Origin of the sequence: uncultured Tenacibaculum sp., from assembly GCF_947499065.1 — a bacterium.
GTDB lineage: Bacteria > Bacteroidota > Bacteroidia > Flavobacteriales > Flavobacteriaceae > Polaribacter.
This window is the reverse complement of record NZ_CANMMT010000002.1, coordinates 171,437-184,700: the sequence shown is the minus strand read 5'-3', so window position 1 is coordinate 184,700 and position 13,264 is coordinate 171,437. Positions and strand designations below refer to the sequence as shown.

The 13,264-nt window shown below is 25.6% G+C and carries 22 protein-coding genes; 14 read left to right on the top strand and 8 right to left on the bottom strand.

All coding sequences use genetic code 11. The features are described from left to right. Positions 1-90 precede the first annotated feature (90 nt). Entirely contained in the window at positions 91-309 is a 219-nt protein-coding gene (locus tag Q0958_RS05025) for a hypothetical protein (RefSeq protein ID WP_299120483.1), read from the top strand. On the opposite strand, the gene Q0958_RS05020 is transcribed toward Q0958_RS05025, so the two are convergent. The 4 genes from Q0958_RS05020 to Q0958_RS05005 all read right to left on the bottom strand — a co-directional run bounded on the left by Q0958_RS05020 (position 310) and on the right by Q0958_RS05005 (position 1,583). Continuing rightward, complete coding sequence (locus Q0958_RS05020) at positions 310-483, bottom strand: hypothetical protein (protein WP_299120482.1); 174 nt, start codon at positions 481-483, stop codon at positions 310-312. A 77-nt stretch (positions 484-560) separates the two neighbouring features. Continuing rightward, positions 561-698, bottom strand: a complete 138-nt coding sequence (locus tag Q0958_RS05015; protein WP_299120480.1) for a hypothetical protein — start codon at positions 696-698, stop codon at positions 561-563. 98 nt (positions 699-796) lie between these two features. Then, on the bottom strand, positions 797-1,261 hold the full coding sequence (locus Q0958_RS05010; RefSeq protein ID WP_299120478.1) for a hypothetical protein: 465 nt from the start codon (positions 1,259-1,261) through the stop codon (positions 797-799). A gap of 115 nt (positions 1,262-1,376) precedes the next feature. After that, the gene (locus tag Q0958_RS05005; protein WP_299120476.1) at positions 1,377-1,583 is read right to left on the bottom strand and encodes a hypothetical protein; all 207 of its coding nucleotides are present in this window, start codon (positions 1,581-1,583) and stop codon (positions 1,377-1,379) included. Between the two features lie 410 nt (positions 1,584-1,993). Here Q0958_RS05005 and Q0958_RS05000 point away from each other — a divergent pair, with 410 nt between their 5' ends. The 4 genes from Q0958_RS05000 to Q0958_RS04985 all read left to right on the top strand — a co-directional run bounded on the left by Q0958_RS05000 (position 1,994) and on the right by Q0958_RS04985 (position 4,895). Then, positions 1,994-2,344 (top strand): DUF4352 domain-containing protein, encoded by a 351-nt coding sequence (locus tag Q0958_RS05000; RefSeq protein ID WP_299120474.1) that lies wholly within the window; start codon positions 1,994-1,996, stop codon positions 2,342-2,344. A gap of 1,131 nt (positions 2,345-3,475) precedes the next feature. Beyond that, complete coding sequence (locus Q0958_RS04995) at positions 3,476-3,640, top strand: hypothetical protein (RefSeq protein WP_299120473.1); 165 nt, start codon at positions 3,476-3,478, stop codon at positions 3,638-3,640. A 173-nt stretch (positions 3,641-3,813) separates the two neighbouring features. Next, positions 3,814-3,963 carry a hypothetical protein gene (locus tag Q0958_RS04990; RefSeq protein ID WP_299120471.1) on the top strand — a complete coding sequence of 50 codons (150 nt, stop codon included), beginning with the start codon at positions 3,814-3,816 and terminating at the stop codon, positions 3,961-3,963. Between the two features lie 689 nt (positions 3,964-4,652). Continuing rightward, complete coding sequence (locus tag Q0958_RS04985; RefSeq protein WP_299120469.1) at positions 4,653-4,895, top strand: hypothetical protein; 243 nt, start codon at positions 4,653-4,655, stop codon at positions 4,893-4,895. 233 nt (positions 4,896-5,128) lie between these two features. Here the strand turns inward: Q0958_RS04985 and Q0958_RS04980 are convergent, their stop codons facing one another. Next, a complete protein-coding gene (locus tag Q0958_RS04980; RefSeq protein WP_299120466.1) occupies positions 5,129-5,566 on the bottom strand; it encodes a hypothetical protein in 438 nt (145 codons plus the stop codon). A gap of 243 nt (positions 5,567-5,809) precedes the next feature. On the opposite strand from Q0958_RS04980, the gene Q0958_RS04975 reads away from it, so the two are divergent. Next, positions 5,810-6,004, top strand: coding sequence for a hypothetical protein (locus Q0958_RS04975; protein WP_299120463.1), 195 nt, complete (start codon positions 5,810-5,812; stop codon positions 6,002-6,004). A gap of 123 nt (positions 6,005-6,127) precedes the next feature. Next, entirely contained in the window at positions 6,128-6,286 is a 159-nt protein-coding gene (locus tag Q0958_RS04970; RefSeq protein WP_299120460.1) for a hypothetical protein, read from the top strand. Between the two features lie 254 nt (positions 6,287-6,540). Here Q0958_RS04970 and Q0958_RS04965 read toward each other — a convergent pair whose 3' ends face one another. Further along, positions 6,541-7,176: a CPBP family intramembrane glutamic endopeptidase gene (locus Q0958_RS04965; RefSeq protein WP_299120455.1), complete on the bottom strand. Its 636-nt coding sequence runs from the start codon at positions 7,174-7,176 to the stop codon at positions 6,541-6,543. A gap of 1,399 nt (positions 7,177-8,575) precedes the next feature. On the opposite strand from Q0958_RS04965, the gene Q0958_RS04960 reads away from it, so the two are divergent. After that, on the top strand, positions 8,576-8,725 hold the full coding sequence (locus tag Q0958_RS04960) for a hypothetical protein (RefSeq protein ID WP_299120453.1): 150 nt from the start codon (positions 8,576-8,578) through the stop codon (positions 8,723-8,725). A 121-nt stretch (positions 8,726-8,846) separates the two neighbouring features. Here Q0958_RS04960 and Q0958_RS04955 read toward each other — a convergent pair whose 3' ends face one another. Beyond that, positions 8,847-9,173, bottom strand: coding sequence for a gamma-glutamylcyclotransferase (locus tag Q0958_RS04955; RefSeq protein WP_299120450.1), 327 nt, complete (start codon positions 9,171-9,173; stop codon positions 8,847-8,849). A gap of 263 nt (positions 9,174-9,436) precedes the next feature. On the opposite strand from Q0958_RS04955, the gene Q0958_RS04950 reads away from it, so the two are divergent. From Q0958_RS04950 to Q0958_RS04935, 4 genes are all read left to right on the top strand, one after another. Then, positions 9,437-9,640, top strand: coding sequence for a hypothetical protein (locus tag Q0958_RS04950; RefSeq protein ID WP_299120448.1), 204 nt, complete (start codon positions 9,437-9,439; stop codon positions 9,638-9,640). 179 nt (positions 9,641-9,819) lie between these two features. Beyond that, positions 9,820-10,215, top strand: a complete 396-nt coding sequence (locus Q0958_RS04945) for a hypothetical protein (protein WP_299120445.1) — start codon at positions 9,820-9,822, stop codon at positions 10,213-10,215. A 496-nt stretch (positions 10,216-10,711) separates the two neighbouring features. Further along, complete coding sequence (locus Q0958_RS04940; RefSeq protein WP_299120443.1) at positions 10,712-10,873, top strand: hypothetical protein; 162 nt, start codon at positions 10,712-10,714, stop codon at positions 10,871-10,873. A gap of 338 nt (positions 10,874-11,211) precedes the next feature. Beyond that, entirely contained in the window at positions 11,212-11,457 is a 246-nt protein-coding gene (locus Q0958_RS04935; protein ID WP_299120440.1) for a hypothetical protein, read from the top strand. Between the two features lie 301 nt (positions 11,458-11,758). Here Q0958_RS04935 and Q0958_RS04930 read toward each other — a convergent pair whose 3' ends face one another. Then, the gene (locus tag Q0958_RS04930; RefSeq protein WP_299120437.1) at positions 11,759-12,277 is read right to left on the bottom strand and encodes a hypothetical protein; all 519 of its coding nucleotides are present in this window, start codon (positions 12,275-12,277) and stop codon (positions 11,759-11,761) included. 277 nt (positions 12,278-12,554) lie between these two features. Between Q0958_RS04930 and Q0958_RS04925 the strand changes: the two genes are divergently transcribed. Continuing rightward, entirely contained in the window at positions 12,555-12,767 is a 213-nt protein-coding gene (locus tag Q0958_RS04925) for a hypothetical protein (protein WP_299120433.1), read from the top strand. A 288-nt stretch (positions 12,768-13,055) separates the two neighbouring features. Next, complete coding sequence (locus tag Q0958_RS04920) at positions 13,056-13,253, top strand: hypothetical protein (RefSeq protein ID WP_299120430.1); 198 nt, start codon at positions 13,056-13,058, stop codon at positions 13,251-13,253. Positions 13,254-13,264: the final 11 nt, after the last annotated feature.

The following is a 13,264-nucleotide window of genomic DNA, read 5'->3' as shown; positions in this document are numbered from 1 at the left end:
GAATAGGTTTAATCTTTTCTGGCTTCATAATCTTAATAGTTAAAATAATTGAAGGATAACAACAGTTTTAGTTAATGTATATTTACCACAATGAGTACCATTTTTTTTATACTATTAGCTATTTATATCATTGTTTATATCCTTCTGTTTTTCAGGACTCTAAAATCTTTTCCGATTAACTCAAATTCTTTAAATAAATTATTTGATGATTTAGATATTCCTATAAAAGAAAGACAAGCAGTAAAGCGAATGATTATATTCTCTTTAGGAATAGCAATTATTTTCATCATTTATGAATTTCTATTCTAACTACAGATTTAATGATTTAATCAATTGTTCGTATCTACTTTGCTTATCTGAAACTTCATTTAATAAGTTATCTCCAATAGTTTCAATATTTGAAATCAACTCACCTTCTGTTTCTCCTTCTAATGGAAAACCAGACCATAACTGAACATTTTTTTTAATTTCTTTTAATGTCATATCCTCTTTTTAACTAGTGTTTATAATGGTGGCCAGAAAATCGATTCTTTCCGAGACTAATATTATTAATTCTACTGTTATTTAATTTGATTAATTATTTCTTTAGCCACATTACACCATTTTCTTGCTGGTAAACTGTATAGCCTTGTACCATTTTCATGTTCAAAATACCAAGAGTGCTTCTTAATTATTTCAATTATTTTAGATTCGTTCATTTTACTACACTTATTTTAATATTTACTTTTAAATTTTTAACATAAAAAACACCTTGAAAAAAGGTGTTTTGTGGTAAGTTCATATATCCTCCTGTAGATTATTTCTGATATTTTTTAAATAATAGTAATTCACCTACTTTGTAAATACTATCATATTGAGGAACTTTTGTTACGATATTACTTCTTATCGTATCTTTCATCCTATGAAACAGCCCTTTATCTCCTCCTCGACCGATTAAAAAGTGACCTTCAAAATATTCTCCAGACAATGGGTTCTTAACTATTTGGCAGGTATAATCATCTGACGATAATAAAGGTTCTGTATTCTCTTTTAATGATGATGAACTAAAATCTCCATAACGAAAGCCTTTCTCCAAATAAAAAGAAGTATTAGGCGCTAATTTAATCGTGTCTGGAACTATTTTATAGTCTAATTCCTGAATAAAAGTACCTCTCTCTTTCGAATCTTCAATGGTTTTAGATTTCGATCTAGCTCCAGATTTATGATGGCTACAACTAGCTAGCATAAAAATAAAAGGCATTATTTTAATAAATTTCTTCATATCTAAAAAACAAATATAGGAATCATTTCTATTCAGCTTACCACAATTATGTCAATGAACTTTTATCGCTTTTAAGTAGTGCGATTAACTACACTTTTACTTTGTTTTGTTTTTATTAATTTTGACTCATGAAAGAATATATTATAGTATTTACAAATACAGTTTTTATGCTGTTTGGCTTCTTCTTCACTAGAATTGCAGGAAATTTATCCGTTGACAAACTCCAACGATACCACATAAAAAACAAAACAGCATTTGCTGAAAAAGATGGTGTTTTTAAAGCTTTCAAATTGTTTTTTAAATATTTTTCATACGCTATCATTATACTAATTCTCCTGTACTGGTTTAAATACTTCACCTCTTAAAACCTACTGTTTTTACTTTCTTTATATTTGTTGAATGAATTCTACCAAAGCCATTAAAATCTTACTAACTACTTTTACAACCATATCGATTTGCTTAATTGTATTTTACTTTATTAAGCAATACCTAAGCACAGAAATTACACTTATCATCGTTCTATTATTAGCTTTAAGAGTTTTTAAGTTTTTTACTGGTAGATTATAAATACTATAGTTTTTAGATTCTCATATTTAAAAGTTTTTAACACAGTTATAGTAAGTCATATTATTTATTTTTGCCTTTTAAAATTTAAAATAAATTGAAATGAAAGGAATTCTAGTTGCATTTTTTTTATCCATAAGTTTTTTTTCTTTTTCACAAAAATCAGGATTGAAAAATTTAAAGGTAAAGATAATTAAAACCCGAGTTGTTGGATCTTATTTTGGCCATTCTAATATGCGTTTTTTTGGAAAATATGCAGAAGATGGAATGACTTTTATATTGGTCAAATTAAAATTGACAAATCAAGGTGAAAATATAATTAATATTGATTTTGATAAAGTTTTTGTATCTGATGAATTTGGAGATAAATTTTCTTTTCATTCTTTTTATGGATTTTCAAATAGAAAGTTAAAACTTAAACCTGGTAAAAGAGTAAGAAGAAACCTTTATTTTGAATTTCCAAAAAATGAAACGCCTGTTGGGCTTCATATTGATAAAAATAAATTTAAAATTAATTAATAATACTATAGTTTTTTAGTTTCAAGCAACAGTTCGCAACAAGATGCAACAAAAATTATATTTATTGTTGCAACACTACTATAACAGAACAAACCCAGTAAATACAGTATTTTCAGAAGCACGTGAAATTTACAAACTTGCTTTAGTGCAACAAAGATTAACAAAAAACCCACTCTAAGATTGAGTGGGAAATTGCTATGAAAAAGAAAGTTTAATGACGTCTCATTTAAACTTGAATACAATTATAGTTATTATAATTCTAAAATAATCTCTTTTTCTTCTATCCCTTCAGTAAAGTATTCTTTATACTTCTTAGGGTTAACCTTATAATTCCCATAAATCCTTAGTACTTTAATTAATTCCCTAGTCTGCAATAAACTTTAGCATCTACTGGAAGGTTTGACTTTGCTTTAATTATTGGAAATAAATCAGTAAATACTTCCTGTAAATAGAAATGGCTCCTAGCTTCATTGCTTATTTTCTACACTTTTACTTTATTTTGTTTTTCCTATTTTCGCTTCATGAAATATGAAGGGTTCCTTTATGGTTTAATTATACTTATTGCTATCAATTTAATTATTTATTATTTCGTTGAAGATATTTACAGAAAACTTGCTCGTAATATTTCACGAATCTTATATTTCGTTGGTATATTCATCTACGCAATATTCCTATCTTAACTACAATTATTTTTAGTTTTTTATATTTGCTCAAATTGTTTAACTATGAAAAATGCTTTATTATTCTTAATAATAATTTTCTTAATATCTAGTAATATTTATCCTCCCGCTTTTATAGATAAAAAAACTAAAAAGTATAAACTATGGGTTATAATTACATTAGGTATATTAAGCACTACATTTATCATTCTTCATTATTTTGATTAAAACACCTACTATTATTTTGCTTTTAATACTTTTGTATTATGTGGTGGTTAATCTCATTTATCGTTTTAGGAATCATTTTTCCAGCCCTTGCAGAATATCTTGACAACAAGGAAATGGACAAAGAAGATTAACTACAGTTTTTCTACTTCTTAATATTTTACGATAAAACCTTACTTTTTTTACGGCTTTTATTTAACCTTCTTATCATTTACTACTTAGTTTTGAGAAATTTAAACCTCAAATTATGTTAAAAAACATTTCTAAATTAGGAAACGAATTATCTAAAACTAAACAACGTAATATATCAGGAGGTAACAGTCCTGATTGCTATTACTGTAAATGCTTAACTGGTGACATTGTTATTGCATGTGGTCCAGATCGAGTAGAAGCATGTGGAGAAGCATGCTAATTACTAGCGACTTTCGGGTCGCTTTTTTCTTCTCTTTATTTCTCATGATTTCTACACTATTTATGTTATTTGTTAATTTTAGTTAAGTAAGGTATATCCTTACTTTTTTTATGGTTTTTAATTAATCTTCTTATCATTTACTACTTAGATTTGAGAAATTTAAAACTCAAATTATGTTAAAGAACATTTCAAACTTAGGTACCATCCTAAACAAAAGAGAGCAACGAACTATCAATGGAGGAGAACTAGGAATCTGTGATGTATGTAAATCTGCTCAATTACCTTGTACTCCTGATAATAATTGTTGTTATTGTCGTGAATAAGCAACAATGAATTGTTAAATCAAAGTGAACTAAAGTTCGCTTTGATTATTCACATTCTTCATACTACACTATTTTTATTGTTTATATTTGTTCTCATGAACACATTTATAGAATTTATTTTTGATCTTTTACTTAACACCAGAAAGGGGTGGATTGTAATTGTAATCATCATTTTAATAATAGCTTTGTATTATAAATTCTCTTAATTCTACAGTTTTATGTTTTAAAAAGGAATTCTACAATAGGAAAAACTAAACCAAAGTATATTTACTTCCCTATGAAAATCTTTAATTAATTCTTATTTTAATTTTGGTATCAATGATGTGAAAATCTCTATTGATATAATTGTTTTTTTTGTATAAAAATCTTTACGCATATTTAAAATATTACAGTTTTTTTTTTAAATAAATTTTGTAAGCTCCCAATAATTCCTCGTCTATAATTAAGAACAGAAATTGATTTACTAGGGGGATTTCTTTTAGATTTTGAAGGGAGCATTTTTATGCTCCTTTTTTCTACTGTTTTAAAATTTGTATACTCGATTCATGTATTTTTTTAACTTACCCTTAATTCTAACAGTATCTATAAGTTTGATTCTATTGCATATTTTTTATGACTACTATCGAAAAAGAAAGAATAATTAAATAATCTACACTTTTACTTTATTTTGTTTTTATTAATTTTACTTTATGAAAAACAGCTATGACCAACTTAATATCGAATATGTAGAAACTAAAAAAGTTTCTTCTTTTGTTAAATACACAACTTTTCTTTTAATACTAATTTTTGTTCTCATTCCATTAGCTGAATTTGTTGATGTGTTAGATTATAATTACGCAGCTCCCCAAACAGTATATACTTGTTTAGTAGGTTGGGACCAGCCATACCCACTAGAACCTTTACAGTTTAAAGCACTACCCCAATTAAATTAATTACACTTATTTTAATATTCATTTTGTAATTTTTTAATATAAAAAACACTTTAAAAAGGTGTTTCTTTAGTATTGCTTCTCAATGAATGACAACAGTTTGTATATAAAAAGTTATGTGTTTTTATGCGAGGGTTTTCCAAAGGAAAATCATAAGATAACAAACAAGAAACTAGCATTGGTTAAAATTAAAAGCAGCATTTTTTATATGCTTTGTTGCCTGTAGTACTTTTTTATTATTGTTGAAACTCTCCAAATTCGCTACTCTTTTCAGTCCATAAAAAATATTCTCCGAATAAACTTCCAGATAATAATTCGGTCGTTAAATTCTCAACTTTTTGTCCATTTATAGTTAGTCCGATACTTTCGTTATTGTTTAGGTTCTCTTCAATTTCTCTCAAGAAATTAAATGCGGTAGAATCCAAAACATTTAGAATAAATCGGTTTAAAATTTCCGTTTGCCTTTCGTTTAATCCGTTAAAAAACTCAAATCGTTCATCTTCCAATTGTTGTAATTCAGGCGCTAAATTCGGATTTCTTGGTAATTCAGAGTATTCTTTTGCAGTCATAGATTTCCCAAAATCTCTCTTTTCGGAATAATATTTAAAGTTTTCATCTCGTAATTTTTTTACGATTATTTCTCCAAGTTCTTTATAATCCTTTGAAAATTCCATTCAGTTAAAATTAGTTCTGGTTTATGTTTTAGGTATTATTGGCAATTTGTTTACATACACATAAAATACGTCGTTATACACCTAATTTGGTAAAGAAATCTGCGTATTTATATCTCTTTTTCTTTCAAGCTAAGTTAGAGAAATAACTATTTACTACCATTATATCAATGAGCTTCTTTCAGTTTTTTAATAGAGCTGAGCTACTACACTTTTACTTTATTTTGTTTTTACTATTTTTACTCTATGAAAAACAGCTATGACCAACTTAATATCGAATATGTAGAAACTAAAAAAGTTTCTCTCAGAATTAAATACTTTGCTATTTTCTTCGCTATAATTTTTACATTTATTCCTTTAGCCGAGCTCATTAATGAGTTTGATTACAATCATATTGTAACTTATTATCATGCATTTGGTTGTTTGAGCCCTATTAAATAAGCTACACTATTTATATTATTTGTTAATTTTAGTTAAGTAAGGTGAATCCTTAGTTTTATTACGGTTTTTTATCGGTTATGTTAATTTTCATTACTTAGATTTGAGAAATTTAAAATTCAAATTATGTTAAAGAACATTTCAAACTTAGGTACAACCTTAAACAAATCAGAACAACAATCTATTAATGGAGGATTCAATGAAGATTGCCTTTTAATAACAATACCTTGTCCAGAAGGTTATCACAGAGACGAAAATTGTGATTGTGTACTAGGTTTATCATAATTAACAACTCAAGCGGACTTCGGTTCGCTTTTCTTTTTCTTATAATCTTCGTGCTACAATTAATTTATAATTCATTTTCTATTTTTCAGATATAAAAAATCAACACTTTACAAATATTGATATATGATAGGCAATATTTTAACGCACTAAAATATAATTTCGCTGCTTGTTTGATTGAGTAACTAAATTAATAAGTGCAAGCCTAATAGTAAATCACCTAAAATTTTCGCAAGTAAACTAGAACTACCTATATGTTATCTCATCTGAATTAAACTTAATGTTCCATTTCCTAAGTTATGAGAAATTAAAGCTAATAAAATACTACCGCTTTTAATAGTCATCCAACCCCAAATCAAACCATATACCGTAGTCCATAAAAATGGTTGAAATTCAAAAATAACTTCAAAATTTTTTGAAAGGAAAAATCCGTGTACCATTCCAAATAATATTGCTGTTATCCAAACAGAGGGATTCAAAATCAGATTTTTACTTTTTAAAACTTTAACCAATAACCCAAGCATTATTCCTCTATATGCAATTTCTTCATCTATTCCTGGTATTGAATATTGAAAAAAAAGTGTTTCTAAACTTAATGGTTTAGAAGACGAATAAAATGCTGTTACAATTTGAATTAATAAAATCGAAATGATTAAAAAAACACCTTTTTTAAGAAATTTTTTGTTTTGCTTAAAAGTAAAAAAATAGTCAGATAACGGATATTTTCTGTAGATTAATAAGAATATTATTGTTCCGATTATTGCGTAGATTTTTCCAGTCCAATTCCAATTAGCATTCCAATTGTTAATTCTTACTTCAGGATAAATAATCGGTAAAGAGCATAAAATTTTATTAAAAAGAAAAAAAATAACAAATACTATTAAAATTTTCAATGTTGAAATTTTCTTATTTTTCAAAGTCAATAGAAGAATCGGCAATATAATTATTAATTGAAGTAAACTTTCAACTATTATTCTCGTCATATTATATTAATTGTAACTAGTTATATCAAAACAAATATATTGTTTCTCAGATTGATACTTCCAGTAACAGAAATTTTTATATTTCTTTATAAGTAAAATTCTATTCATTAGAAATAAAACTTACTTTATTTAAGACAATTATATCAATGAATTTTTCAGTTTTCAAAAACCCCAAAAAGCTACTTTATTTTTTGATTTACTCAAATTGGAATAAGCCTCTACCCCTCTTTAAACTAATTTTTCAAATTTTCTTTTGTCACTTTTTCTATTATTTATTTTTTTTGACTCAATCTGTAAGGTTAACAAATAAAAGAGACAAACCTACTTTATAGCGAGTAGGGAAACTCAATTATAAAAATTAAATGGACTCTATCTAATAGGGTCCTTTTTTAGTATTTTACTCCTGAGTTATTAATACTTAATTATAAACTCCCCGTTTTGCATCGCCTAAACTTTCATATAATATATCTTTTATAGCATCATCAACTTTGCTTCTAATAACATTTTTTCTACAATGTTTTCAGTTTCATCGGAAGTAAAGTAATAACCATTATAAGTTCATTTGTTAATCCTCAAGCCTCTTAATATCATTTAAAATATGTGATTTTTAAATGTTGGTGTTTCAATTTTCAAAATCTCAAAACTGTTTTATCTTTGATTTATTTATATTGGGATAAATTTCCCCTCCTCTTTAAACTTATTTTTCGAATTTTCTTTTGTTGCTTTTTCTATTATTTATTTTTTTTTGATTCATTTTGTAAGGTTCATAAATAAAAGAGACAAACCTACTTTATAGCGAGTAGGGAAACTCAATTATAAAAATTAAATGGATCCTATCTAATAGGATCCTTTTTTAGTATTTTACCCCTTAGTTTTACATCGCCTAAACTTTTATACCATAAATCTCTCACATCGCGAGGACCTATACCCTCCACTAACTATTTCTTCTTGACCTATGTATATCTGTTGAGAAACTCTAACTAAAGTTATTCTTTATATTTATGAAAATTGCCGAGATAATGGAAACCTTTATTGTAATTTTAATAATTATTCTTGGAGGAATATTTCTTCCTCCTAAAATCATATCGTAGATATTCTCAAAAAACTGATGATCTTGATTTTGAAAAATACAAGACTAATGATCAATATTTTGATTCATTTGATAGCGATGATGATTAAACTACTATTTTAAAGTTTTTTTACTGTTTTTTTTTAAATTAAGTAAGGAAAAACCTTACTTTTTCTAAGGTTTTATATAGCTGATTTAATTATTAACTATTTAATTTTAAGAAATTAAAATCCTTAAATCATGTTAAAAAACATTTCTAACTTAGGTTCATTATTAAAAAAAGATGAACAAATTTCTATTAACGGTGGTCGTAGATCATGCTACAAATATTTCGAATGTATTGGAGGATATATCAATACTTGTATGCCATATATTGATCCTTGTCCTTAATAAATCAAAAAAATAAGCGGACTTCGGTTCGCTTATTTTATATTTTTTTTGATATTTCTTAAATTTTAAGTTTAAGAACTTAAATATCTGAAGGTGCCTTAAGGAAATTATTCTCTAAAGTTTATTTTAAAGAATAAACATAAGCCTCAATTTCTTCTTCTGTATCTTTTAATATCACTTTTGTTTTTATTCTTTGGTATGCTTCTCCTTCAAATTCATCTAAGTCCTTCCAACTATTTTCTAATTTATCTGAATAAAATACGAACCCTTCAACCTTTTCAACTTTATCTTCAAGTCGTATTCCCGGAAAACCTACATCAGCCCCCCAACCTTCTTTATATAATTTCCCAAAAACATATCCTTCTTTCCACTCTCCTCCTATATTTTTCAATATATGCTCATTTGGTCTTTCTGGTCCTAAAGTACCATACACAAATAGTTTTTCCATTTCAATATTCTTTTTAATCTGTTTTTTGTTATTTAAGACTTTTTATCATTGAAGTTAATACATGTATGCTTCTTAATAAGCATTAAGCTAAAGTAGAAATTTATTTACCATAAATCATCTATCTGTTTTGAAAATTTAAGAGCCTAAAACATTAAAAATGTTAACTTTAGTTAAACAAGGTAAAGCCTTACTTTTATTACGGATTTTTAGATTCTTTTTTATTCTATAGTTTATATGTTTAAAAAACTTTTAAATTATATATTATGTTAGAAAAATTTAAGAATTTAGGAAAAACAATTAGTAAACAAGAGCAAAAAAACATTAAAGGTAGTAATTGGTTGCCAGAAGGATACTGTGATGATTTTGACTCTGATGTTAGCTTTAATCCAAATTGCGATACGGATAGAGATGGTCGTGATTGTCGTTTCCCTTTTTATATTAATAGTTTTGGTAGATGTACACTTTAATATAATTAACTTTATTATTTTTAAATAACGGGAATTTTAAAATTCTCGTTATTTATATCAAAATAGAATTTATTATAGGTTTTCTATTTTACTCTCTTCATAATACGACTATTAAAATTATTTTTCATTTAATTTCCTGTCAATTTTTAATACTTTCGCAAACTTAAAAAACTATTATTATGAAAAAACTATTAATCTTAACATTTACTTTTATTTCATTTTTATCATGTACTGATTCTAATCAAGATATGAAAGATCCTTTTATTGGTAACTGGTATAAATTTTCTTACCAAGGAAAAGAAGTAAGTGATTGCGAAAAGAAAACTACTTTTAATGTAGAAGAAAATGGTAATATTTCTATTTCTTCTTTTGAAGAATATGAAAATAAATGTATTGATGACGGGACCGCTTCTGGTAAATGGAGTAAACACAATGGTAATACCTATGGAATTACTTTAACAGAAGATTCTTCTCCAAGCCTTAGAGAACTTACTTTTAAAGATAACAATAATACTTTCTCATTTACAGACAAAGAAAACGGGAAAACATTTACCTATACATATAAAAGAAAATAACCTTTATTATACTCTTTTTTAGGGTAAAACCAACTTAACTCGTTTTATATATACAAAAACAACTTTAGGGGTAAAGCTATTTTTGTTTAATGAAGAAAAGCTTCTAAAGAAGCTTTTCTTTTTATACACTCTTTAAAACAATTCTTTTATAGCTCCATTCAATTATAGTTAAACATCGTTGTTTCCCACTTATGTCGTGTAATATTAATGAATCACGTGATTTTGGTCTATCCAATGAGTAAAAAAGCAACTCATAATAATCTATAATCGGACTTTAGTTTGTTTTTCTTTTACTTATACCCCATGCTACTCTATTAAACTTAACTATCATTTTTAGTTTTTTACCATAAAATTCTATGTAAATAAAAAATATATTGCTTATTATTTTTTAATGTTAATTATAGTTAAATAAGGAAAAACCTTACTAATATTACGGTTTTATCTACTTTACTTTTTTCATTAATTTCTAAGTTTGAAAAACTTAAAAACTATTATTATGTTAAAGAACATTTCAACACTAGGTAAATCATTAAGTAAATTAGACCAAAAATCTATTAAAGGAGGAAACGAACAAGGATATTGTCCTGCTGGTCATTGTTTAAATTATAGAGGTGGTTGTACTCAAGTTGCCACTGCTTTATTTAATGACTGTGTCTAGTATTAATTTATCCCCTCGAATGTTTCGAGGGGATTTTTTTATCATTAATTATTATTTCTATAATAGAATGCCATCAATATTATTATAACAATATTTTCTTTTTACTAAGAATTTCCTTTTTATATCCACCTTCACTTTATTCTTAATTTATTATTCAATTATGAATAAAGAATAAACATTGACATTCACTCTTATAAATTATATCAATAAAATTTATTCAGTAAGATTAAAAACTTAACTCACTTTCCTCTTTCTATTATTAATTATATTTTTCAATATGCGCTTTTAATTAGGGCTTTTAGCAATTTAACTGTTATTAATATAAAAGCTTCTGAATTATGAAAAATTTAAAATCATTTTTACTGCATGTAATTACAAAAATTAAAAAATTAATTGTGTATCCTAAACTGTTCCGTCTCAATAATATTGCTGAGCAACATATGGAATCTTTTAATTATCATTTTAATATTGTAGATAAAACTACCGATGAACTCCTAAAAAGTAAACATCAAAAACTCTTAATTGAGCAGTTAACAAATCTTGAGAAAATAAATAAAAGAATATCCTTACTCGAGGCTTCATAAGTCTATCATTTTTTTGTTCTTATTAATTAAACAATAAAATCTGGGCTAATAATGAGTATTTTAAACTTATATATTAAATAACTAATCAAAATAGAGATCGATTTATTTTATATTTTATACTTATCTTATTTTCTAAAATTATCTTAAGCTAGTAAATTGAAGTTGAAGTAATAATTTTATTTACATAATAGTTAAATTTGAGAAGAGTTAATTTTTATAAAATTACTTCTTCTCTTTTTTTAGACAAATTATTTAAAAAGGTAATTAATATTTTAAAAATATTAAACAGACTAATACTTTACTATATACAGGCTTCATTATTAATTATCATTTTTTTTATATCTTCAAGAAACCTATCCTTTTGAGCTTTTTCTTCTTTCTCCAAAGCATTCAATCCTACAGTACCTAAGTTTTTAAATGCACATCTTAAATTCAATGCCATTTCCCCATCAAAAAAAACTCTGTGTTTAAAATATATTTTGATTAATTGATTTGCTGCTTCTTTTGTCTTTTTTTGCCCTAACTTATTTACTATTTCATCACACACAACAAAAGGCACAGTTCCTTGTTTATTCTTAGCCAAAAACATGTCAAAAAGGGATGATAAATCTTTTTCATTTAAATTTTTGATAGCAGATTTTATTGACGTACGAAATAATGCATGAGAAGGATCATGAATATCCAATTGACTTTTGGATATATCTTTTAAACTTAAATATATTCCTTTTACTGTTTTTTCTTGTCCTTCTTTAACTTTTACATTATTACATCCTATTAAAAACAAGAAAACTATTGGTACAAATCTTAGCAATTTTAACATTATTTATTATTTAAAAATTAAGTATAAATATTCTATTTTTTCACCAAAAAGTATACCATAAAACTTCTAGATTAAAAGTATTAAGTCAGCTTTTTTACTTTAAATTTACTACTCTACCTTACTTATTTTACGGTTTTATTACAGTTGTTAGTTTTTGAATTTGATATATTTAATTAAATAAAATTTATTTTCATTATATTTAATGATAACATTTAAAATCATAATACTAAATAACTCAAAAAAATCTCACAACTAATCTTTTTCATCAAACATAAGTATGAACACTTTTTATTTTGAACATTCTCATTTAAGAGAATTTATTGAAACCGCTTCGCTTTTTTCAAAAAAGTCTAATCTTGTTATTACTACAATTATTCAAAGAAATGGTTTATATAAAGTAGAATTAGAAGAAAGACAAAACTTAAATGATAATGTAATTACAGAATTTATTCAGTTTATTGATAAAAATACTTCTTTCAAATTACTCTAATTATTATTGTTTTCAAAAAAACGACAAGCGCTATAAATATATTCTTCACTATAGAAAACAAACAAGTTTTACTACTGTCTTTTTTAATAATTCCTCTATCTTTCTTTTATATTTTCCGTCTTTTATACTATACAATTACACTTCATCTCTTTATTCACAATTATTAATATCTTAATTTTGAATTATTGTGTTGTGGGGACGACACGCGATGTAGATAAAAGGAGTTCGGGAAAGAGGCTCCTTTTTCTACAGTTTTGAATTTAGTATTTTTGTTTTAAACGACTATTTATGAATAAATTTCAAAGACGTCTAAAAGGATTTTATAAATACAAAAAACGATTAAAAAATTACGGCTTCACCGATACCGAGCATTATGTTCTTAAAACTACTGGTAAACCTTGTAGTTGTTTTATGTGTAGTCCCAAAGACGAAAAAGCTAAATACAAAGCATCTAAAAATAAAACGCATCATTCTATTATTATTTAGTACAATAAAAG